Genomic DNA, 22,529 nt, shown 5'->3' on the forward strand with positions numbered 1-22,529 from the left:
TCGATTTCTCAAAGTCTAGTGTTCACATTATAATTTGGCAAGATATCTAAGTATATTTTTGTTGGTGCATGTGTGCTTTAGTTTGGTGAAAACCCTTATTTAATGCATCATTTAAGGGAATACCCCATCTGAAGCCACCTATGTGGAAATTATGTTTTTAAGGAAAAATACAATGTGTACGCTCGATAAGACTTCATTCAAGCACTTTGGAAAACGCGCTGTTGGCGAGTGCAGGAGATGGAGGGAGTGAAGGGCGCCCAGCAGCAGGGCGGGGATCATCAAAACATCAAGGAACTCGAAAAGAAGTATCAAGTATCCGGGTTTCGTGCCGTACACCGATTAGTACACAACTATCTAAAAGACCTCATGAAGCGCCTTACATTTCAGCAACAGTTGTGGATCCCTTTGGCACTCTCCCTGATTTGCCTGATCTCTGTGGCGGGCTTCGGGGCTTACCAGACTCGTGAGGTCCGTCTGGAAGAAAGGCAGCATTCGTTAAAAGATGCTGGCGATATCGCGATGAGCATCACGCGCCGTTACGCAGCGCTGGCTGCTGACGGAACGTTATCGACGCCTGAAGCGAAGAAGCAGGCACTCGCGCAATTGCGAGCGATCCGTTATGGCGCTGACGGGTACGTATCCATCGTAGATTCAGACTGCCACGCCGTCATGAATCCTTCCAAGCCGGAAACCGAGGGCAAGTACTTTGGCGACTATCAGGATTCCAACGGGAAGTACGTGTACCGCTCGATGGCTGCGATCGCGAAGGGTTCTGGGGATGGGTTCGTTGACTATGCCACGCCGCGGCTGGGTTCGAAAGAACCCGTGCGAAAGCGCAGCCACATTGCCACCTTTAAACCCTGGGATTGGTCGTTCGTGACAGGGGCCTACCTGGACGACATTGACGAGGCGTTCAATGCATCGCTGCGCCAGTTGGTTGTGCTCGTCGCCATCATCGCTGCCATGCTGTCCGGTGCCGTGTACCTGGTGAACCGTAGGCTGAATCGGTCGCTAGGCGGTTCACCGGAATATGCAGCCCAGGTCGTGAGCGCTACAGCGGGTGGCAACCTCGCGCAACACATAGACCTGCAAGCCGGCGATCGAGGCAGCCTTCTGTTCAAGCTTCAGGAGATGCAGGCGCAACTGCGTCAGGCGGTGGTCGCGATCATCGGCGCGGCGAAGTCCATTGGAACGTCCACAGATGAAATATCGTCAGGTAACGCGGACCTCTCGAGAAGAACCGAGGAGCAGGCTGCGTCGTTGGAAGAAACTGCCGCAAGCATGGAGCAACTTACCTCAGCCGTGAGACAGAACGCCGACAACGCGCGACAAGCTTCGGTGCTTGCCGGCGATGCCTTCTCCATTGCCAATCGCGGCAATGAGGTCGTCTCGGAAGTCGTCGCTACCATGGATGAGATCACCGACAGTACGAAGCAGATTGGAGAGATCCTTGGGATGATCGAAGGAATCGCTTTTCAAACCAATATCCTCGCACTTAATGCGGCTGTCGAGGCGGCGCGGGCAGGCGAACACGGCAGAGGATTCGCCGTCGTTGCCTCTGAAGTCCGGAATCTGGCACAGCGTTCGTCCACCGCCTCAAAAGACATCAAGAGACTGATCGAGCATTCGAATGGTCGCGTTCAGAGCGGCGCCACGCTCGTCGACAACGCTGGCCAGTGCATGAAAGAGATACTGGTATCAGTTCAACGAGTGACTGCGATCATGAAGGAGATCGCATCGGCCTCCGAAGAGCAAAGCGACGGGATCGAACAAGTGAACAAGGCCGTCACCCAGATGGACGAAGTAACGCAACGAAACGCAGCGCTTGTGGAGCAGGCGGCAGCAGCCGCAGTGTCCATGCGCGAGCAAGCGCATGGACTTGTAGAGAGTGTTGCTGCGTTTCAGGTCGCTTGAGCTCACGCTTCTGACTTCAGTTTTGCCGCAACTCCTGAAGGTCGGGCTCCATCTCGGCAACCAGCCACGCCTTGATCCGTTCCACCTGGCCTCGCGCGGGCCGTTGCCCGCTGATTCGAGCCACGCGAATTCCGCGGCACGCTTCGACGCCATCGGCGGGTCTCTAAAAGCTGATCGTGGCCGTGACGGTGTCCGTGTAGGTACCCGGCGCCGGTGTGTTCTGCGCCGGCACCCGGCCGTAGACACTGATCACTTGTGCGTCGCCGGTGCCCGTGTTTGTCGCCGGGGACGTGCCCAGCGTGCCGTCGCCCCATGGCGTCGTGAATTGCGTATCCGTGTACAGCTCATAGCCGAGCGTCGCGCCACCGCCCGATCGCATCATCTTGCGGGCGTTGAGCGTGCCGTTCGCGCCACCGTTCAATGTGATCTTGTAGGCATTGCCATTCGTGCACTGCGCGGTGATCGCTCCATTTGCTGTCAATGCGGTGTCCAGCAAGCCAACCGCGTTGAAGGCGATGTTGGTCGCGCTGAGGTTGCAGTTGTTCACGACCGTCGCGCTCGCGTTGAAGCCGAACGTGCTTGTTGCTGCCAGAGCCGAACACGGCCACCCGCCACCCTGCAGGTAGAACAATACGTTGAACGATGTGTGTGCGCCGTGAAAATTCTGCGTGTAGAGCGTGTTAGCGTTATTGACGGTGCGGACTGCCGGCTGGTTTGCCAAAATCCGGCCATACACCGTCACTACCTGCTTGGTGGATGTGCCGGTCGAGGGCTTGATCATCGTGAATGAAATTGGCACAGTGCCGTGGGATGTCGAACCCCACGCCACAGAATGCCCCGGGTCGCTGTAAAGATCGTATTGCAACTGGTTCGTGCCGTTCGAAAGATGGCGGGGACTCGTGCCGCCGAGGTTCAAACAGATTTGCACATTCGGCAACTGCGTGGTGGCAGGCCACGTGCAGGTCACACTGACGGTACTGGTTGCATCGAACGCCTCGCGGCTGATCGGACTGACCGAGCCAAAATTCAGGTCCGTCGCCACCGCCGTGCAGGATTCTGCGCTTGCCTCGGTGGGCATCGAAAATAACACGACCGCCAGCACGAAGAGCGAGAGCGAGCGTTTCATCGCGTGTCTCCTGCTTGGCGAAGGCACGTCAACGGTCCGATGGTCGGCAGCGTGCCATCGCCGGGACGTATATAAGGAAAGCTCACGCGGCAATGCAGCGCACCGCTGTCGATCACCAGGTGATTATCTTTTTGCAGGCCTTCGATAAAACTCAGCCCGTCATAGCCGACGATGGTCTTTTGGCCGCTCTCCTCGTGCCGCACGCTCGCGCCCGGCGGCAGCAGCTTGCCGTCCGGCCCCTGCAGGATCACCGACGCCGCGCTATAACGCGTCACCCCGAAATGCGCGAGTACGCCCGATTGCGCCTGCGGCACGAGGGTCATCGTCGTGGTGGCGATGCGGGCATCGGCGGGAAGCTTCATGCCGTCGATACCCACCCGGTTGTCCTGATACGAATTCAGGTCGGGCACCAGCAGATGCCCCGCACGATCCGTCGTGCCGATCAGGCGGTTCTCGTGCAGCACGGGAATCCCGGCGACACCGTCCGTGGAGATCAACGCGAAGCCATCGTAGATACGGCGCGATGGCTGCACGCTGCCGTCCATCAGCACCACGGTGCCCGATAGATCCAGCGACGCCGTCGTGCGACTGGAGATCTGCTGCGCCATTGCCGTTACCTCACCGCCCTTGCCGAGATACTGCACCTGCGCCTGCCGGTACGGCGCCGGGCCCGCGTCGCCTGCTTGCACGCCCCAGCCCCAGCCGCCGTCGTAATCGGGCGGACGGCTTGCATTGACGTTGTAGTTCGGCTGCCCGTTCTGGCGCCCGACTGTCGTGTTGGCCGATGTATTGTTGCCAAGGCCAAAGCTCACGCTGATAAACGCGCCACGCGAATCGCGCTGCCTGAAGTCCTGATAGGCGCTGACATTCACGGACGCCAGGTTGCCCACATTGAGCGTGTAAGACACCGAGCCGATCTGCGAGGTCCGCGCCTGCGGATACTTGAAGCCGATATAGCTCAACGACAACGTTTGCGCGTTGAAAAAAGGGATCGCCAGCGTCACGCGATCCGTGGCGGTGGGCACAGGCGTGCCATCGCTCGCCGCAAGGTCGCCGTAGTTGCCGAACGCGCGGATGGTCTGGGCATCGATAGAGAAATACGGTTCGATCAGGTCATAGCCCAGGCTTGCCTGCGTGCCGGCGAGGCGCCCCGTGCTTACCGCGAGCGAACCGTTGAGCACGCCCGCCATGCCAAGCCGCACGAGCGCTCCGGCACCGGCGTTATACACGTCACGGATGGCTTCCGCATGCGCTTCGAGCGTCAGGTAGTCGTTGACGCCATGGCGTGCCGATGCGCTCAGCGCGGGATTCGGATCGTACCGGAACGAATCCAGTCCGTAGGCGCGGCGCAGGAACCCGGCTTCGAACGAATAACTCGTCAGGCCCGCGGCAAGCAACTGCGTATCCACATAGAGCGGCACGGATGTCTCGACCGTGCGTCCCAGCGCGTCGCGCGTGATCACGGTCGCTTGGCCGCCGCCAGTGATGCCCGGCACATTGTTCAAAATGAACGGACCGCTTGGCACATTGCCGCTGAACTGGCGCACGCTGTTCACATAGAGATCCACCGCCGACGGCACAACCGCCGAGCCGCTGAAAGCCTGCACGGGAAACGTCACGAGATCGGGGCGCAACGCGAAGTTGCTGCGCCACTGGAAGCCGCCCATGCGCACCGAACGCGACCAGGCGAGCGACGACGAGATGGTGTCGCCCATCTGTTTCGTATCGAGCGAGACGGGATCGGACGTGCTCCACGATGTATCGAACCGCGTATAGCGATGATCGCTGCCGTACAGGTATGCGACCCCCGTGTTGCTGAATACGCCTGCGGGATCGAAGTAACGTTCCTCGCTCCAGATTGCGAGCGGTGCTTCGGTATCGGATTGCGCGTAGGCGTCGTAGTTGATCAGGAAGCCGCGAGACGACGTGGCGGGTGGCGGGGCTAAATGCGCGCGGGTATCGAAGGTATAGGGTTTGCGGATGTCGTCGGGCACCTGCAGCGTGACGCGTTGACGCGCTGCGTCGTAGGTGTAGTGAAGACCACGAATGGAATCCAGCGGCACCTCCGCGGTGTCCGCAATGCCGAGCCGGTCGATCGCAATGCCGATGTTGCCGAGGTCTTTACCGGCTGCGGACAGACGGCCGCCCGACTCGCGAAATTGCGCGATCAAAATGGAACGCTCGCCATTGAGCGACACGTCGAGATACAGGTCATGCGACGGGTTTGCACTGGCGTCAGGGCGTTGCGCACCAAGCCGGCCGAGGGGCTGGCCGTGCTGCTGTGCTTGTGGCTGCTGTGCTTGTGGCTGCTGCGCTTGTGGCTGCTGCGCTTGTGCGACAGCGCGCGTGCACTCCAGAGTAGCAACCAGTTCCGTTGCGGCAAGCGCGATCTGGAAGCTTCGGGAGTGACGTCTGAGGCGTCGTCGGATTTTCATCGATTCAAATTGGGATGCATCATGGCAACGAGGCAACGAGGCAACAATCACTCCGCGCCGCCGTTCAACCCGGCGGCGCGACCGTCGCCACGGCCTCCAGGGGCATTGAATTGACCGCGGCGCGGACCTTCACCTCGCCGCGCAGAATGGCGTCGGCCGGCAGTGACACCTGCCACTGCCTGGCGCGGCCGGCTAATGCATAGCCAAGCAGACCCTTGCTGATCTCGTGGATCTTGCCGGCGCTGTCCACCACTTGCACCGACGCGATCTGCGCGCGCCTCGTGCCCGCGTTGTCCACCCGAAGCACCCAGCCCTTGATGTCACGACCGAGATGCCATGACAGCACCGGCGCGGCCACCTTGCCCGCCGGCTCGACAAACACCGGCACCGAATAGCGCAGCCGGATGGTCACGCCGTTGGCGGAGTCGGTCCTGGGCGACGGCAACTCGTCGATGACGATCCGGTAGCTTTGCTCCGTGCCTGTGGACGCGGGCGAAGTTCGCACGAGCCGCACGAGCTGGTTTCCCCCGGCGCCGATCTGTATCAGCGGCGGGCTGGCGACGAGTTCCTTCGTGGGCGTCAGTGTGTCGTCGAAGTGAACCTGATCCCACCGGAATACGCGGACCTGACCGTACAGCGGCAGCTCACCGGGATTGCGCAGCGTGACGCCGGTTGCACGCTCGTTCGACCGCAGGTCAACCATCACAGGCGATATCTGTAACGTAGCTGCCAATGTCGTGTGGCTGACAACGCCGCAAACGCACGGCAAGACCGCAAGGGCCCGACCGGCATTTGCCTTGAGGGTGGCGCGGACTATCAAAAATAGACCGTTGCGGTAACTGTAGTCTGGTAGCGATCAGGCGCGGGTGAGGCCTGCACCGGAACGCGCCCGTAGACGGTGATGGACTGGGCCGATCCATTGCCTGTGCCTTCCACCGTGTTGATGCCTTGGGTGTTGCCCCATGCAACCGTGCGCCCCGCGTCCTGATATAGCTGGAAGTTGACCGTCTTATCCGTGTTTCCGTCCCCTGTGCCAGCCAGCAAACGCGCTCCGACGGTTGATCCGGCCGCCGTTCCTCCGTCGAGGCCCACGTTGTAGGGCGTAGTGTCCGTACATGTGACCGCAAGGGTGGTTTGCTGGTCGATTGCGCTTTCTGCGACTCCGCCGGTCCCGAAATCCAAAGGCGTTGCATTGATCTGGCAATGTGCAAGCAGTGTCAGGGAAACGGTGAAGTTGGCGCTCGACGTGCCATTTGAATAGATGGCCGCATTCGCGACGGGCAGGACCGGCGCGAAAAGCAGTGCACCGGCGAGCATTGACAATACGATCTTTCGCTTCATTGCAGGATTCGCTCCGATTCAGGTTCCGTTTCAGTATTTCTTCTCAGGTTTGCCGACGCCGGTTTATGTCTAAACTCGCAGCGGCATGAAATCCATAATACCTTTCAGTTTGTAATTTCTCAAGAAAATTGATTGGACTTTCACACCGGCCTTATAGGGCATGCGGATTATTTACTAGTATGTTCACCTAGTAGCGGGACTATACAAATCCTGTGAACCAAGACATGAACGAGCCCACCGTTTCATGCAAGCGCCTGCGTGCTGGATGAAACCTGTGTCGGGAGGCGCGAAGGAGCGTCATCCGATGAACGTTAGAGCGACCGCTTTCACGTCGTGTTTTTAGAGTCAACGCAGTTTTGTCACAACAAAAGCCACTGATTATTAATCACTGATGTAAGGCAGTTAATTTAAAATTGCGAGCACAGCTTTCAGCGGCTGTAACTCTAATTTTATTTCGGCATTCCAGTCGATTCGGCCTATCGGCCTTGCGATAATAACCATATTGCTAGTCAATGAATCACCGAGCGCGTCTCAGGAAATTACCATTTGATCCAATAGGACCGGAAAAAAGCGTCTATTGAGAACGCCTTCGCCGTATGCATATAAATACCCTTTTTGACTAAATGTACTTGTGCAATTGAGGACTGGATTTGTCCCAGCCTCATTCAGTTGTCTCTTCGGCGCATTGCGCTGCGTCAAGGCCGTGACCCAGATGGACGAAGTAATGCAACGAAACGCAGCGCTTGTGGAGCAGGCGGCAGCAGCCGCAGTGTCCATGCGCGAGCAAGCTCATGGTCTTGTAGAGAGTGCTGCTGCGTTTCAGGTCGCTTGAGCTCACGTTCCTGACTTCAGTTTTTGCCGCAACAAGCGTTGCGGTAATTTAGCGATCGAAGATCTCTCCACCTAGGTCGAAACCGGTTGATCAAGCCCTCGCGGCGGCTCAGGCTTTGCCAACACCGGATACATTCGCGCGACCTCCTGAAGGTCAGCCTCCATCTCGGCGACCAGCCACTCCTTAACCCGTTCCACCTCTGGTCGTGCGGGCCGTTGCCCGCTGATCAGCTCATACTGTCGGCCCGTGGTGACAACGTGCCGGGAAGCCGGAACCAGTTGACCGGTTCGCAATGCATAGGACACGCCGGATACCCAGCCCAGCGCTATGCCACGGCCAATCATTGCGGTCTGAAGCACCAGCGCATAGTCGGAGAAGATGAGCGGGTCGCCGGACACCGTGCCGACCATGCCGACACGTTCTTGGAAACTCTCCCAATTGATCGTCGTCGGCACTAACTCGATAAGTGTGTGCTTTGGCAGATCACGCGCGTCGTCGAGCGGCCCATGACTCTCAAGATAGGAAGGACTACAGACCGGAACGATTACTTCCGGTGTGAAGGTCCAGCTTTGCTGGGATTTACGCCGCTGGTCCGCTGGGCGCAAGGCAAGGTCGGCTTCATCCGCACTTCCCTGTAGCACGCCGCTGATGACATGAAAACGCAAGCTGATCTCAGGAAAGGCGCTTTGAAAGCGTTGGTATCTGGGCATCAACCAGTAAGCAATGAAAGCACTGGAGAGTGAAAGGGTGACTGTCTGGGTACGCTGCTGCCGCTGCTTGATATCGGATACGGCGCGCTTGATAAACCCGAAGCCCTCAGTCACGCCGCGTTCGAGCAATAGTCCGTCGTCAGTCAGCACCAGCCCAGCCCGCGAGCGCACGAACAACTGAGTGCCCAGCGCTTTCTCCAGTCTCACGATCATGCGGCTGACCGCGACCTGCGTCACGTTCAGTTCATTCGCCGCGCGAGTAATGCTCTTCTCCCTGGCGACTACCTCAAACACCACCAGCGAATTCATCGACGAGCCGAAGTTGCGTAGGGTATCCATAACATTATGTTGGGTTCGAAAGAGCAAATGTCATTTGACGGGGATTAATGCGCTGCTTATGTTCGAGCTATCAATGCACGGGTAGCAGCGGCCGTCGAGAACCATAACATTCTGTCTGAATTTGCGCAGTGTGGGTCTCGCGAACGGAAGCCACTGAAAACGGTTTTGCTCAGTGGCGTTGCGCTCTGCGCAGGTGGCGTGGCCCATCGCTGCGGGCCTGCCGACGTATGAATTTCCCAACCTAAAGGTAAGTTCAATGAACCGTCCTCCACGGAGCCACGACCCGCTGCTGCAGCCACTGCGGATCCGACACCTGGTGTTGAAGAACCGGATCATGAGCACGAGCCACGCGAGCGGTTTGACAGAAGACGGCTTGCCGCTTGAACGCTATCAGCGCTATCACGAAGAAAAGGCCATTGGTGGCATTGGGCTGAGCATGTTCGGAGGCTCGTCGGTTGTGAGCCGAGACAGTTCCAACGTATTCGCGCAGATTGATCTTACTGATGATCGGATCATTCCATGCTTTCAAGCGTTCTCCGAGCGAATGCATGGACATGGCGCAGCATTGATGTGCCAGCTTACCCACATGGGCCGGCGGGGAAGTCCGTACGCTTCAGACTGGTTGTCGACGATCGCGCCGTCGCGGGTACGCGAGACGCTGCATCGAAGCATTCCGCGCGAGATGGACCGCAGCGATATCACCCGGACCATTCGGGACTTCGCTCAGGCGGCTCGACGTTGCAAGGAAGGTGGGCTCGACGGTATTGAAACCCTGGCCGGAGGGCATTTGATCGGGCAGTTCCTGAGTCCGACGACCAATCGGCGAACCGATGAATATGGCGGTTCCATCGAGAATCGATGTCGCTTTGCGCTCGAGGTTCATGAGGAGATCCGCCAGCAGGTCGGGAGCGACTTCATTGTAGGGATTCGCTACGTCATCAACGAGGCGCTGGACGGAGGCCTGACTTTCGCTGACGCGCTGACGGCGGCCAACATACTGGAAATGTCGGGCTCAATCGACTTCTTTAACGTGGTCTACGGGCGCATGGACACGGCGGCAGCGCTCGCTGATGACAACATGCCGACCATGTACGCTAAATCAGCGCCGTGGTTGTCGGCGGTCGCTTCGTTCAAGCGCGAAGTGTCGTTGCCGGTGTTCCACGCAGCGAAGATCGCGGACCTTGCCAGTGCTCGTTACGCGATATCGGAAAACATGCTCGACCTGGTCGGCATGACGCGTGCGCATATCGCGGATCCGCATATCGTGAAAAAGCTGATCCAGGGTGGAGAGGATCGCATTCGGCCCTGTGTCGGCGCATCTTTTTGCCGGGCTCACCAATCCGCGTGTATTCACAACCCGTCGACTGGACGCGAGACCTGGATTGCACATGAGGTTGATCCGGCTCACCGGGCTGGCCGCAAGGTGGTGGTGATAGGCGCAGGGGTGGGCGGGCTCGAAGCCGCGCGCGTCGCGGCGCTGCGAGGGCATGAGGTCGTGTTGTTCGAGGCGTCGCCCAGACTGGGCGGTCAGGTACTGCTTGCGCACATGGGTAGCTGGCGCCGCGACTTGATCGGGATTGTTGATTGGCGCGCGAACGAGCTGGGTCGTCTCGGAGTAGATGTCAGGACCAGCAACTATGCCGACGCTTGCGCAGTGCTGGCCGAGCATCCCGACGTTGTGATCGTCGCGACTGGCGGGATGCCCGATCTTGAGGATTTGCCGGGAAATGAACACTGCGTTACAGCGTTCGATGCCCTGACGATGTCTGTCCCCACGTCGGGAAGCGCGCTGGTGTACGACGGTACCGGCCGGCATGTGGCAGCAACATGCGCTGAGCGATATGCACAAGCTGGCATAGAAGTCGAGCTGGTCACATTGGATCGATGCTTCGGCGAGGAACTCGAGGGACGGGGAGATGACATCGGTTGGCAGCGTCGTTTCAACGAGTTAAAAATTTCCCTGCGGCACGATTTGCGGCTCCAGCGCGTCGAGCGCCTGCCGGGCAACAAACGCCGCGCCTGGTTCACGCATGAACTGAGCTCAGAGAGGGTTTGTCTGGATGCGGATCATGTTGTAGTCGAGCGCGGCATGATGCCAGTCGACGATCTGTTCCATGAGATGCGCAGCGAGTCAGTGAACGATGGAAAAGCGGATCTGGATTGCCTCTTGCTCGGCAAGGCGCAACCGTGGACGACCACGGAGCCGGCTGGCTATGAACTCTACCGGATCGGCGACGCGGAATCGTCGCGGAACATTCATGCGGCAATCTTCGATGCTTTCCGGCTGGCACGAACCATGTAGTGCACCGCAATGATCGTTCAATTTAATCAAGCAGAAAATGATTTGGATATCGAACTATGTTTAGACAACATGCGATATCGATTTCCAGAAAGTTGATCGTTCATTTGCGGAAGACATCGTGCTTCGCTTTTCCAATCATTTTTGGAGACGTTTTGATGAGTACAAACTGCAAGTTGGACCGGATCGACCTGAGAATTCTTTCTCGCTTACAGGCACACGGTCGAATCACCAATGTCGAGCTTGCCGACGCTGTCGGCCTGTCCCCCAGTCCTTGCCTGATTCGCGTGAAGCGCCTTGAGAGTGCCGGTTATATTGCGGGCTATGCCGCGCAGATATTGCTGGAAAAAATGGGTGACGTCCAGAGTGTGTTCACTCAGGTCACGCTCGCCGACCACCGTCGTGAGGATTCCGCCCGGTTCGTTGCGGCTATTCGCGAAGTGGACGAGATTGTCGAGTGTCATCTCGCGAGCGGCGGCTACGACTACCTGCTCAAATTTGTCACACGCAGCGTTGGTCACTATCAGAGCCTGATTGAAGACTTGCTGGCGCGCAACATCGGTATTGAAAAATACTCCAGCTACGTCATGATCAAGTCGCCGATCGTGAAGAATGCCTATCCGCTCGAGACTTTGTTTTCCCACAACTATTCCTGATTCCTTTCGCGCATGGGCTGCTCGAACACCGGCGAGCCACTTTGCGCGAACAGTACTGATTGCCTCTCCCAGGGGCGCCGCAATCGCGGGTGACTTAAGTCCGAGGCGAGTCGCGACCGTCCGCCTCGGAAAGTCCCACATAGCCTTGCCACCCCGCAATTCGCCGCAGTCCCGAGCATCCATTGCAGGCATGCAGGCATGCAGGCATGCAGGCGCGGATTTGCGCTCGATTCGCCTCCCCGTACATCTGTCATTCACCGATATGTGTTTTTATGCGTTTAATTACGTATCACACTTTATAAAAGCAATATATAGCCTGATATTGGGGCGCCGGTATTCGATACAGGAGTGTTCGGTTGCCAGCAAGTTCGGCTCGAATGGCTTGAAAATAAAGAAGATAAGCGATTCGTGAAGTTCAACCGCAAACAATTTTCAATGTGTTTTAACACCTGTATTTGAGCACATAGGCGTTTACACGCACTTTAAGTCCTAATAGTGATGCTATAAAGTGCACTTGCTGTTGACATTCCCTGGACGTCGCTTGTGCACCAGCCAAACAGACGGCTAACGCGGGCACGACCTCGATCAATAGAACCACAAAGACAAGATTTGGAGATGGCAATGAAATGGACGCATTTCGCAGCAGCGAGCTGTTGCGCGCTGAGCGCGTCGGCATACGCGCAAAGCAGCGTGACTTTGTACGGAATCCTTGATACCGGCGTTGAATATGTTTCGCACGCGGATGCGGCGGGCGACCATGTCGTGCGCATGCCGGGGATTACCGGCGAAATTCCTTCGCGCTGGGGCCTGCGTGGTGCCGAAGATCTGGGCGGCGGGTATAGGGCGGTATTCGCTCTCGAAAGCGGTTTCAACACACGTGGCGGCGACTCGGGGCAGGGCGGGCGGTTGTTCGGGCGTCAAGCATGGGTGGGTATCTCGAGCCCATATGGTCAACTGCAACTCGGTCGTCAATACACGATGACCTACTGGGCCATGGCGGATTCCGACATCCTGGGCCCGGACATCTACGGCAGCGGCTCGCTCGACTCGTATCTGCCGAACGCTCGCAGCGACAACACCATCGGCTACAAGGGCACCTTCCATGGCTTGACGGTAGGGGCGACCTACTCGTTCGGGCGCGATGGCGCGGGCACCGGCAACTCGCCGGGCCAGGGCACGTGCGCGGGTCAGGTGCCCGGCGCGCCGACCGACTGCCGTCAATGGTCCGCCATGGTGAAGTACGACGCGTCGGTCTTCGGCGTCGCCGCCGCGTACGATGAACAACGTGGAGGCGCGGCTGCCGCTGCGAATTTCTTCGATGGCGCCGCACCATTCCCGTTGACCAGTGGTACGGATAAGGACACGCGCATGCAGTTGAACGGATGGGCGAATGTGTTCGGGGTGAAGATCGGAGGGGGTTGGGTGGGTCGCCATGTCGATACGCAGACGCCAGCCACACCCAATGTGCATTCGAACCTGTTCTACCTTGGCGCGGCTTATTCGATCACGCCGGCGTTCACGCTTGACGGCGAGGCCTACCGGATCACCAACGGCGAACAGGACGCACGCGCCACCATGGGCACGCTACGCGGGACGTATTCGCTGTCCAAGGCAACGGCGGTTTATCTGCAGAGCTCGTACCTGAGCAACAGTTCGCATGGGCAATATTCGCTCAGCTCAGGCGGCGGTGGCACCACACCGGCCGCCGGAGCGAACCAGACCGGTGTGATGGCGGGCATTCGCCACGCGTTCTGAGGCCTCGCCTAGCGGTGACTCAACAATGAAAAATGGGGCGGCAAGTCCGGTACTGTGCCGCCCTGCATAAATTGGTATGGTCTGGAGACCTGTCATTGTCGGGCATGCCACCGTTGTCGGCGCTGTCTGCCATGACGTTGTTTTCGTACCGTTTTGGAATGGCGTCATCCTGGCCTGCAATGTCTGTATCGCGTTGCGCGAGAGGTTGTTCTTGTAGGGATCATGGCAACGAACTGGGAGCTGTCCTATGACTGCATCAGGTATTACGCTCGTCGAAAACGGGACGTCCATTGGTCTTGATGGGGCACTTGTCGCAAGCAGCGGCGCGCGAGACTGGCACGGGTTTCCCATGGAGATCCGTACGCTGTCTTCCGGGAGTTGCGATGAACACCGCTACAACCCCAATCCGATTATCTTTTTCAATGCGACACCCGCGGGCCACGCGGAGATTGTCTCGGGCACGCGGTCTTACCGCTTTGACATACACCCCGGCAGCATGAGCGTTTTCCAGGCAGGCTTTGAGATAGACCGCAGCAGTTGGGCGTGTTCGGCAGGTGAGGTGATTGCACTTGACCTTGCGGCGCACACGATGGACCGTTTGTTGCCGGATCAGCCTCGCTTACTACAGCTGAGAACAGAACTGTTCGCTACCGACCCTGTTCTTGCCCGTCTCATCGAGGCCATGCGGGTGGAAATTGACAGCGGCTGCCCGTCAGGACGGCTCTATGCGGAAGGGCTTTGCATCGCAATGTTCGGCTACCTTGGTACCCGCTTTTCGACACCCCCGCAGTCGTCGAATTTGACGAAGGCGTCGCGAACCTCGCAACGGCTGACGCCGGGCAGTATTGCCAGGATCCGGGACTATGTTCAGGCGCATCTGAGCGCGGATCTCAGCATTGCCGAGCTGGGAAAGATCCTTAACCTCAGTGCGTTCCATTTTGCGCGGATGTTCAAGGCAAGCGTTGGCGTGTCTCCGCATCGCTTTATTCTGGAGCAGCGGGTGGAGCGTGCGGCGATGCTGTTGAGCGCTGACCTGTCACTTGCGGAAATCGCGCTAATAGTTGGTTTTTCGAGCCAGGCTCATTTCACCCAGGTCTTCCGCAAACTGACCGGTACCACTCCCGCGCGGTCGCGTGCAAGCTAACTGTTGCGCAAGAAGCTGACAACATTCAGCAAGAATTCGATATACCCGTTGAAGGCTCGCCCAGTACGCTACAGGCATAAAGACATTGCGCGGCGAGCACGGCGTGATTGTTGTGTGTAGAGGAAGGTCAACAATGCATCTTCCGCGCGTTCCTCTTACGGTGTAAATAGCTAAATAATTATTTAGTCGGTGTACTAAATAAATAGAAAAAAACAATCACGGTTATCGCCCACTCCAGACAAGTGCTTTTCGCAAAGCGCTTTAAACACGGAAGGATGGCAACCTAAAGTTTTACGACAAGAGCCAGATACTGGCAAGGAGACAATGAAATGAAACAAGTCCGAAATCCGCTCGTACCGGGCCGCATGGTTCGGCAAACAATGCCTGTTCTGGCGGCCGCATGCGCGGGCGCAGTGATGCTTGCCGCATGCGGGGGAGGCAATTCGAGTTCCAGTGCATCGAGCGCCGCGTCAACAAAACCACTGACCTGCGACGACTCCATGAAGGCCGCATTCAAGCCCGATGCGAATACGACGGTGACGCTGGTGCAGGCCTTCAAGAAGGGCCAGGATATGAATTTAACCGGCATCCCGTCGGGCGTGCTGGCGCCCAATGACGAGTGCCTGGTCAAGCTGAACGTTGGACCCGGTAATCCGGGGCCCGCCAGTGCGCCTTCAACATCGCCGGGGATCGGTATAGAAGTATGGTTGCCGACACCCGCGAACTGGGATAGCCGAATTCACGTGCTCGGCGGGGGTGGTTTTGCCGGTGATCCAAACATCAGTTCCTTGACCGCGATCTCAGGAATCGTGGCACCGGGCAATGATGGTTCTCCGGCCAGTGTCGCTGGCGTGGAAGGCGCCGTCAGCGCGATCACTGACACCGGTCACGCCTCGACAGATACAGCGGGCACGGGCGCTAGCGGCGACGGCGCATTTGCAATGAACCCCGACGGCAGTATCAACACGACGCTGTGGACCGACTTTGCGAGCCGGGGCATCCACGAAATGGCCGTTGAGACCAAGGCGTTGACTGCGGCCTATTACACAACACCGGTCAAGTATTCGTATTGGGACGGATGTTCCACGGGCGGCCGCCAAGGAAACGAGGAGGCGCAAACGAACCCGAATGATTTCGACGGAATTCTGGCCGGCGATGCGGCCATGAACTGGACCAGCTTCATCACCGGCGAGCTGTACCCGCAGACCGTCATGCAACAGGATCTGGGCGGCGTACCGCTTACCACCTCTCAACTTGACGCGGTATCGGCAGCGGCTGTCAGCGCATGCGACAGCTCGCTCACCGGCAAGCACGACGGCTTCATCAGCAATCCGGATGCGTGCACGTACGACCCGACGCTGGACAAGACCGTGTTGTGCCCATCCAGTGGCGGCACGAACGCAACGGCCACCTGCGTGAGTACCGTGCAGGCGCAGGCGATCAACAAGATGTGGTACGGCCAGACAGTCGATGGCAGTGCTCCGGCACCAGCGGTTGCGAACGGATTTAGCCAGCAACTTCAGCCCGACCAGCTTTGGTTCGGAATGGAACGAGGAACGCAACTGGGTACGTTGACGGCCTTTGGGATACCGGGCCTCGCGGGTTCTGTCAATGGCGTTCCCGCGCCATTCAGCATTGCCACGAGTCAGGTTGCGCTCGAGCTTCAGCAATCGACTCTTGCGACGCCGGACTTCATCAACGCGACGGGCAACGGGGTGAATGGCTGGAAGTCCCTTTCTTATGCGCAGATGGCGAACGCGTCGGCGCAGGGCCTGGCCTTACAGCCGCAGTTCGGCAACATCAACGCGAATAATCCGGATCTCACCAACTTCAAAGCCCGGAATGGCAAGTTGATCGCGTACCACGGCACGGCGGACCAGTTGATCACGATCCAGGGAACGACCAACTACTACGTCAACGCCGCTGCGAAGATGGGGGGCATTCCAGCGACCCAGGCGTTTTATCGATACTTCCAGATTCCTGGGATGGGTCACTGCCAAGGGGTTGGCACGGTCAACGGAGTGGCCGGTGTAAGCCCGGTGGCCAACCCGCCATTGCCGGCGCCGAATCAGTTGTATAACGCGCTGACAAACTGGGTAGAGAACGGTGTTGCGCCGAATAGCATCCCCTTGCAGAATTCCGACGCGTCAATCACTCGTCCGATTTGCATGTATCCGTCGACGCCGAAATACGTTGGCGGCAATGTAGGGGCCGCGGCGAGTTTTACGTGTAGCTAAAAGCAACCTCACGACGTGAACCGGACCAGTGGCAACTGGTCTGGTCCGATCCGCGGCGTCACGTTCGCAGAAAGCGACAGGAGGAAATAACCAAGACTACGACAAATAGATAGTTATCCGAATTTACCGTGATCGCATCACCATCAGCGCCGCCTCAGCAGGATTCGCGCTCGATCTGCCTGAAACCCACGTCGACCACGCGCCGATCAACTTCACCATCCCGGATCCGTTCGACCAGCAGGGAGGCAGCCGGTTTCCCAATACGCGTTCCGTCAATGCGGATCGGAGTCAACGGCGGGTCTGTGTCTTTCGCGAGATTCATGTCGGGCGGACGGTAAAGGCAAGCTGTCTGGTTCGCCGCGGAGTGCATTACCCCACGCGAGCATAAAAACAGCGCCACAAACACTGTATTCAACCAACTGGTGCATAATCGGGGTACGGTCAGCCTGTCTTTGCTTTGGCGCGGTTCGCTCTATGTGAATCGTCGAATGAGCTTCTTTGCTGTCAAATAATTACGTTTGATTGCCAACTTCGTTTTTCGCTCCATGTCGCCCGACAAGAGCCGGCGAATGTAAGACGACCGCACTTCGTCACAGGAGCAGCAGTGACAACCAGTGCCATAGCAGACGACGAATCCACACAATCGTTCACGGTTGTGGGAATTGGCGCCTCCGCAGGCGGACTCGAGGCTATCTCGGAGTTGCTCGACGGAATCGCACCCTCCTGCGGAATGGCCTTCCTGATCGTTCAGCATCTTGCACCGTTTCGGCCCAGCCTGCTTCCGGAAATCTTGTCGAAACATACTTCGATGGTAGTCGTCGAAGCGACTGACGGCATGGCCATGGAAGTTGACCATGTCTACGTCATTCCTCCCAACACGAGCATGTCGATCGCCCAGCGCTTGATCAGGCTGCAGCCGCGGGGGGAGACCCTGGGCCCGCCGATGCCGATCGACGACCTGTTCGATTCGCTCGCCAGCGATTTAGGCGTGAACGCGATCGGCGTGATTCTTTCGGGCAACGGCTCGGACGGCGCCCTCGGCCTCCAGGCCATTCAAGGGGGCGGTGGCATCACATTCGCGCAGGACACGGTGACGGCTCGCCACAGCAGCATGCCGCGCGCCGCAATGGGACTTGGTTGCGTCGACAGCATACTGGCGCCGCGCGAGATCGCCCGCGAAATCGCTCGCATCGGGCGCTATCCCAGGCGCGCACTGGAAAAGCTCGAATCCATGGGATCGGTAACGGACCCCGGAGACCAGAGCCTGCGCCCTCTGTTTCGCTTGTTGCGCAACGCCTGCAACATCGACTTTACCTATTACAAGCGCGGTACGGTCCAACGCAGATTGTCGCGCCGCATGGCCTTGCGTGAAATGACCTCGCTCGCGGACTATGTCGACCTGCTCGGTTCCGATGCCGCTGAAACGCTGGCACTGGGCCGTGACCTGTTGATTCGTGTGACCGAGTTTTTCCGGGATCCGGACACGTTCGACGAACTGGTCCGAACTGTGTTTCCGCGTCTGATCAGCGACCAGCATGCCCCGCCAAGCATCCGGATCTGGGTACCCGGTTGCGCGAGCGGAGAGGAAGCTTACTCGATCGCCATATGCCTCGTGGAGTATCTGGGCGAGCGTTTCGCCAGTACCAAGATTCAGGTCTTCGGTTCCGATGTCAGCGTCGACGCGCTGGAAACCGCACGCGCCGGCCGGTATATCGAGAACATAGCCCGCAATGTCTCTCCCGAGCGGCTTGAGCGGTTCTTTGTGCGCGACGGTGACTACTACTGTGTCAAAAAATCGGTCAGGAGCCTCTGCACGTTCGCCCGTCACAACGTGGCGACCGATCCGCCATTCTCGCGGATCGACTTGGTCAGCTGCCGTAATCTGCTGATCTACCTGGATCCATTGCTGCAGCGAACGGTCATGCCGCTGTTTCATTACGCGCTGGCGCCCGATGGCGTACTTATGCTGGGACCGTCGGAATCGGTGGGGGCGTCGTCCGAGTTGTTCAGCCTGATTCCCAGCGTGTCAAGCAAGCTCTATAGCAAGAACCCCAGCCCCGGACGTCCGAGGATGGGCTTGCCTGCGTCAACGGTGATGCCGCAAGCGTTTGTCTCCGCCAGACCCTCGGCTGGCGGTCGCGAGCTCCCGACGCGTGCTGAGTTGCTGCGTGATGAAGTCAATCGCATGACCTTGGAGCGGTACACACCGCCGAGCGTACTGTGCGACGAGGAACTGAACATTCTCGAGTTTCGCGGCGATACCTCAGCGTATCTGGCCAATCCCAACGGACCGCCCAGCAGCAGTCTCAAGCGACTCGCACGGCCGGACATTTTCCTCGCGATCGACGAAGCAGTCAGACGGGCGCGCCGCGAATCCATCGTCATCCGCAAGGCGAGTCTGCGTTTGAACACCGCCGGCGGCGCTGCCAGCGTGACACTCGAGGTGCATCCAGTAGAGATCGCTGGCGTGCCGGGAAGGTGGTATCTGATCTTTTTCGAAGCGCCTGCCGAAGGCGTAAGTACATCGCCCAAGCCAAGGCGCGTACCGCTGACAAACTTCGTCGCGCAGGCTTGGCGGCAAGTCAAGGGGCAGCCCGAGCGAGGCGCCCTCGGCGAGAAGGACCTTGAAATCGCGAGGCTGGACGCCGAACTCGAGGGCAGCCAGCGGCATTTGCTGGCGATGCTCGAGGAACACGAGCGAGCACGGGAAGACCTGCGGGCAAGCGAGGAGGAACTGCTGTCGAGCAATGAGGAATTCCAGAGCACCAACGAGGAACTCGAGACCGCCAAGGAAGAACTGCAGTCCGTCAACGAAGAGTTGACGACGACCAATGACGAGCTGCGGTATCGCAACCATGAACTCAAGACCGCTAACGACGAGGTTGCCCGCGCGCGCGACTTCTCACAGGCGATTGTCGAGACCATGTCGGAACCTTTGCTCGTGCTCGAGGCGGACCTCAAGATCACCTTGGCCAACCGCGCGTTCTACCAGACCTTCCAGACATCGCCCGACGAGACCATCGGCACGAAGCTGTATGACCTGGGCAACGAGCAGTGGAATATTCCGGCGCTGCGTGAACTGCTCGAGGAGCTCGTGCCGCAAAGGACCAGCGTTCGCGACTATCAGCTCACCCACGAATTCCCGGGCATCGGGCTACGAACCATGCAACTCAGCGCCATGCGCATTGCGTGGCCCGCACAAGCGTTGATCCTGCTGACCATCGCCGATGTAACCCAGCAGCATCAGGCCTTCGGCCGCTTGCAATCCGCCGATCAACAAAAAGACGAGTTTCTTGCGATGCTCGCGCATGAGTTGCGCAATCCGCTTGCGGCCATTCGCAACGGCCTGCAGGTCTGGGAGCGGGACAGCGCGGACAAGGAAACGCAGAGGGTTGCACGCTTGGGCGCACAGCGGCAACTCGACCACGAGATCCGTCTGGTCGAGGATCTGCTGGATGTGTCGCGAATCACGCGGGGCATTATCGTTCTGAAAACCGAGTCGATTGATCTCGTCGAGACGGTGCGTCGGGCGATCGAGGCCATGCGTCCGGAATTCGAGGCTTATGCGCATGAAATCACGCTCGCTTTTCCAACCGGCGTGCTGCCCATCAACGGCGACGCGATGCGGATCGAACAGGTCGTGACCAATCTGTTGGGCAACGCGATCAAATACACGCCGCACGGCGGTCATATCCGGGTTTCGGTTGAGCGCTATCTCGACGACGCGATCCTGACCGTGGTCGACAGCGGCATTGGCATGACGGCCGAACTCATTCCGACGATCTTCGATATCTTTGTGCAGGCGGAACGCTCGCTGGATCGCAAGGCTGCGGGTCTAGGCCTTGGTCTCGCGCTGGTGCATCGCCTGGTCGTATTGCATGGCGGCGACGTGCGCGCGTACAGCGAAGGCCCCAACCGGGGCAGCAAGTTCGTCGTGCGCTTGCCCGCGATGCCGCACGGCACGGTGGCGGAAGCGCCGGTGCATGTCGCGCTTCATTGCGCACCGCCGCTCGGCGCCATGCGCATTCTTGTGGTTGACGACAACCTTGATGCGCTGGAGAGCAGCGCTGCTTTGTTAAGGATCGACGGACACGAGGTGGAGACCGCGCGCGACGGTCCGTCCGCGCTTGTTTGTGTCGAACAATTCAAACCTGAGGTGGTGTTGCTCGACATCGGCTTGCCTGAGATGGATGGTTACGAGGTCGCTCGCCGCATACGTTCAATGCCGGGTCAACACGACACCATGCTGATTGCGCATAGCGGGTACGGCGAGGAGGAGCATCTTCAGCGAGCCACGCAAGCGGGTTTCGACCACCACCTGATCAAGCCGGCCGACCTTAGTCAGCTGAGTGCCTTGGTTGCGTTGTGTCGCGAAAGACGCGTTCGCTGATTAGCCGCAAGGCAATGAACGAGATGATGGACCTGTCCCTGTTCAAGTAACAGCGAGGCGGCGAAAGAGCAGGAGCTTTGCGCTATCGAGCACGACGGCCAGCACGACAGCGGCGCACAAAATGCCTGCTATGAGCTGCAGCGGCAGCGCTGTCATCAGCAGTCCACTGGACGCAAGCACCGTAATGATCGCCACGTCCGCGACCGAGGACGCGATCAGCCATCGTCCGGGAACGGAACTCCACATACGCTGCCGTTCCCGTGCGACGTAAAAGACAGCCTGTCCACTGAACACCAGCGTGATGACGGCAACGGTCCGCAGGGCGTCTGTATCGAGACCAAGTACGAACTTGCCAGTCGCGAGGGTTCCTATGCAGAAGAGCAAATCGATCATGCCCATTGCAATACCCGCCAGCGTCAGGTTGCGTATGTGCCAGATGTTCGGGCGCGGCGAGGGACGCACGTTATCGGTGGATGAGGACATGGCGAGAAAGTCGCCCGTCACCATCATGAGCACCATGAGTGCGGGCGTCAGTATCGCGTGCCCGGTCATGAGCAGGCCGGCCGCGAGAAACAGAACTTGCACGATCTTGTGGATGATCGAGCGCAACGTATAGGTCAGGATGCGCTGAAAGGTGATGCGGCCTTCCTCGACCAGAGCGACGATGCCGCCCAGACCCGCTTCGGTCAGCACGACGCCTGCAGCCGATTTCGCCACGTCGGTGGCGCTCAGCACCGCGATGCCCATTTGCGCCTGGCGCAGCGCCGGTGCGTCGTTCGCTCCGTCGCCGCACATGCCGACAATATGACCATGCTTCTGCAGCACCTTGACGAGCTGGTATTTGTCCTCGGGCAGGACGCCTGCGTAGATCGAATACGACTCTGCGTCGATGTCTCCGGGCAAAGGCGTGGTGGCCCAGGTTTTTCCGGTAATGCCGACCAGGGCCGCGACGGTTTCGGCAGTCTTGCGAGCGTCGCCCGTCACCATGACTGTTCTCACACCGAGCCCGCCGAGCTGAGTGATCAGCGCAGCGGAGTCATCGCGCGGCGGGTCGCTGAGCCCGATCACGCCGGCCATAACGAGGGCGCCGGGTGGCCCCGAGGCCACGGCTAGGACCCTCAATCCCTTAGCCTCAAGTTTCTCCTCTTCAGTTGCCGCCGCCGCACAAGATGGTGTCAACGAAGAGATTGTCGCAAAGGCTCCCTTTACAACGTGCAGCAGCGCACCGTTCGGCGCGCGCAGCGTGGCCTCGGAGCGCTTCAAGGCCGGATCGAACGGCACGAACGTGACCAACTCCGGTGCGTCCGGGATCGGCTTGGCTGAGGACGCGCCGCGAATGGCGGCGTCGACC

The 22,529-nt window shown here is 58.9% G+C and carries 14 protein-coding genes; 7 read left to right on the forward strand and 7 right to left on the reverse strand.

The features are described 5' to 3' along the window. Positions 1 to 366: 366 nt before the first annotated feature. The gene (locus tag BSU04_RS20550) at positions 367 to 1,914 is read left to right on the forward strand and encodes a methyl-accepting chemotaxis protein (protein WP_089161710.1); all 1,548 of its coding nucleotides are present in this window, start codon (positions 367 to 369) and stop codon (positions 1,912 to 1,914) included. Between the two features lie 163 nt (positions 1,915 to 2,077). Here BSU04_RS20550 and BSU04_RS20555 read toward each other — a convergent pair whose 3' ends face one another. From BSU04_RS20555 to BSU04_RS20575, 5 genes are all read right to left on the reverse strand, one after another. After that, positions 2,078 to 3,040, reverse strand: coding sequence for a Csu type fimbrial protein (locus tag BSU04_RS20555; RefSeq protein WP_089161531.1), 963 nt, complete (start codon positions 3,038 to 3,040; stop codon positions 2,078 to 2,080). Next, positions 3,037 to 5,475, reverse strand: a complete 2,439-nt coding sequence (locus tag BSU04_RS20560) for a fimbria/pilus outer membrane usher protein (RefSeq protein WP_089161530.1) — start codon at positions 5,473 to 5,475, stop codon at positions 3,037 to 3,039. Before BSU04_RS20560 ends, BSU04_RS20555 begins: the two co-directional genes overlap by 4 nt. 64 nt (positions 5,476 to 5,539) lie before the next feature. Further along, positions 5,540 to 6,295 (reverse strand): fimbrial biogenesis chaperone, encoded by a 756-nt coding sequence (locus BSU04_RS20565; protein WP_306427205.1) that lies wholly within the window; start codon positions 6,293 to 6,295, stop codon positions 5,540 to 5,542. Further along, positions 6,292 to 6,816: a Csu type fimbrial protein gene (locus BSU04_RS20570; protein ID WP_089161528.1), complete on the reverse strand. Its 525-nt coding sequence runs from the start codon at positions 6,814 to 6,816 to the stop codon at positions 6,292 to 6,294. The genes BSU04_RS20565 and BSU04_RS20570 overlap by 4 nt, the downstream gene beginning before the upstream one ends. A 903-nt stretch (positions 6,817 to 7,719) precedes the next feature. Continuing rightward, on the reverse strand, positions 7,720 to 8,724 hold the full coding sequence (locus tag BSU04_RS20575; protein ID WP_179258340.1) for a LysR family transcriptional regulator: 1,005 nt from the start codon (positions 8,722 to 8,724) through the stop codon (positions 7,720 to 7,722). Positions 8,725 to 8,953: 229 nt separating this feature from the next. On the opposite strand from BSU04_RS20575, the gene BSU04_RS20580 reads away from it, so the two are divergent. From BSU04_RS20580 to BSU04_RS20600, 5 genes are all read left to right on the forward strand, one after another. After that, complete coding sequence (locus tag BSU04_RS20580; protein ID WP_089161709.1) at positions 8,954 to 10,999, forward strand: NADH:flavin oxidoreductase; 2,046 nt, start codon at positions 8,954 to 8,956, stop codon at positions 10,997 to 10,999. A 155-nt stretch (positions 11,000 to 11,154) separates the two neighbouring features. Continuing rightward, on the forward strand, positions 11,155 to 11,652 hold the full coding sequence (locus BSU04_RS20585) for an Lrp/AsnC family transcriptional regulator (protein WP_089161526.1): 498 nt from the start codon (positions 11,155 to 11,157) through the stop codon (positions 11,650 to 11,652). A 621-nt stretch (positions 11,653 to 12,273) separates the two neighbouring features. Continuing rightward, positions 12,274 to 13,407 (forward strand): porin, encoded by a 1,134-nt coding sequence (locus BSU04_RS20590; RefSeq protein WP_089161525.1) that lies wholly within the window; start codon positions 12,274 to 12,276, stop codon positions 13,405 to 13,407. Positions 13,408 to 13,654: 247 nt separating this feature from the next. Continuing rightward, a complete protein-coding gene (locus tag BSU04_RS20595) occupies positions 13,655 to 14,551 on the forward strand; it encodes an AraC family transcriptional regulator (RefSeq protein WP_089161524.1) in 897 nt (298 codons plus the stop codon). Positions 14,552 to 14,880: 329 nt separating this feature from the next. Further along, entirely contained in the window at positions 14,881 to 16,788 is a 1,908-nt protein-coding gene (locus tag BSU04_RS20600; RefSeq protein WP_256982836.1) for a tannase/feruloyl esterase family alpha/beta hydrolase, read from the forward strand. A 154-nt stretch (positions 16,789 to 16,942) separates the two neighbouring features. Here BSU04_RS20600 and BSU04_RS46505 read toward each other — a convergent pair whose 3' ends face one another. Continuing rightward, positions 16,943 to 17,110, reverse strand: a complete 168-nt coding sequence (locus BSU04_RS46505; RefSeq protein WP_179258339.1) for a substrate-binding domain-containing protein — start codon at positions 17,108 to 17,110, stop codon at positions 16,943 to 16,945. A 282-nt stretch (positions 17,111 to 17,392) separates the two neighbouring features. Here BSU04_RS46505 and BSU04_RS20610 point away from each other — a divergent pair, with 282 nt between their 5' ends. Next, a complete protein-coding gene (locus BSU04_RS20610; RefSeq protein WP_179258338.1) occupies positions 17,393 to 21,178 on the forward strand; it encodes a chemotaxis protein CheB in 3,786 nt (1,261 codons plus the stop codon). Between the two features lie 42 nt (positions 21,179 to 21,220). Here BSU04_RS20610 and BSU04_RS20615 read toward each other — a convergent pair. Then, a partial coding sequence (locus tag BSU04_RS20615) for an HAD-IC family P-type ATPase (protein WP_144021256.1) occupies positions 21,221 to 22,529 on the reverse strand: 1,309 nt, incomplete at its 5' end.

The organism is Caballeronia sordidicola, from assembly GCF_002220365.1.
Lineage (GTDB): Bacteria > Pseudomonadota > Gammaproteobacteria > Burkholderiales > Burkholderiaceae > Caballeronia > Caballeronia sordidicola_C.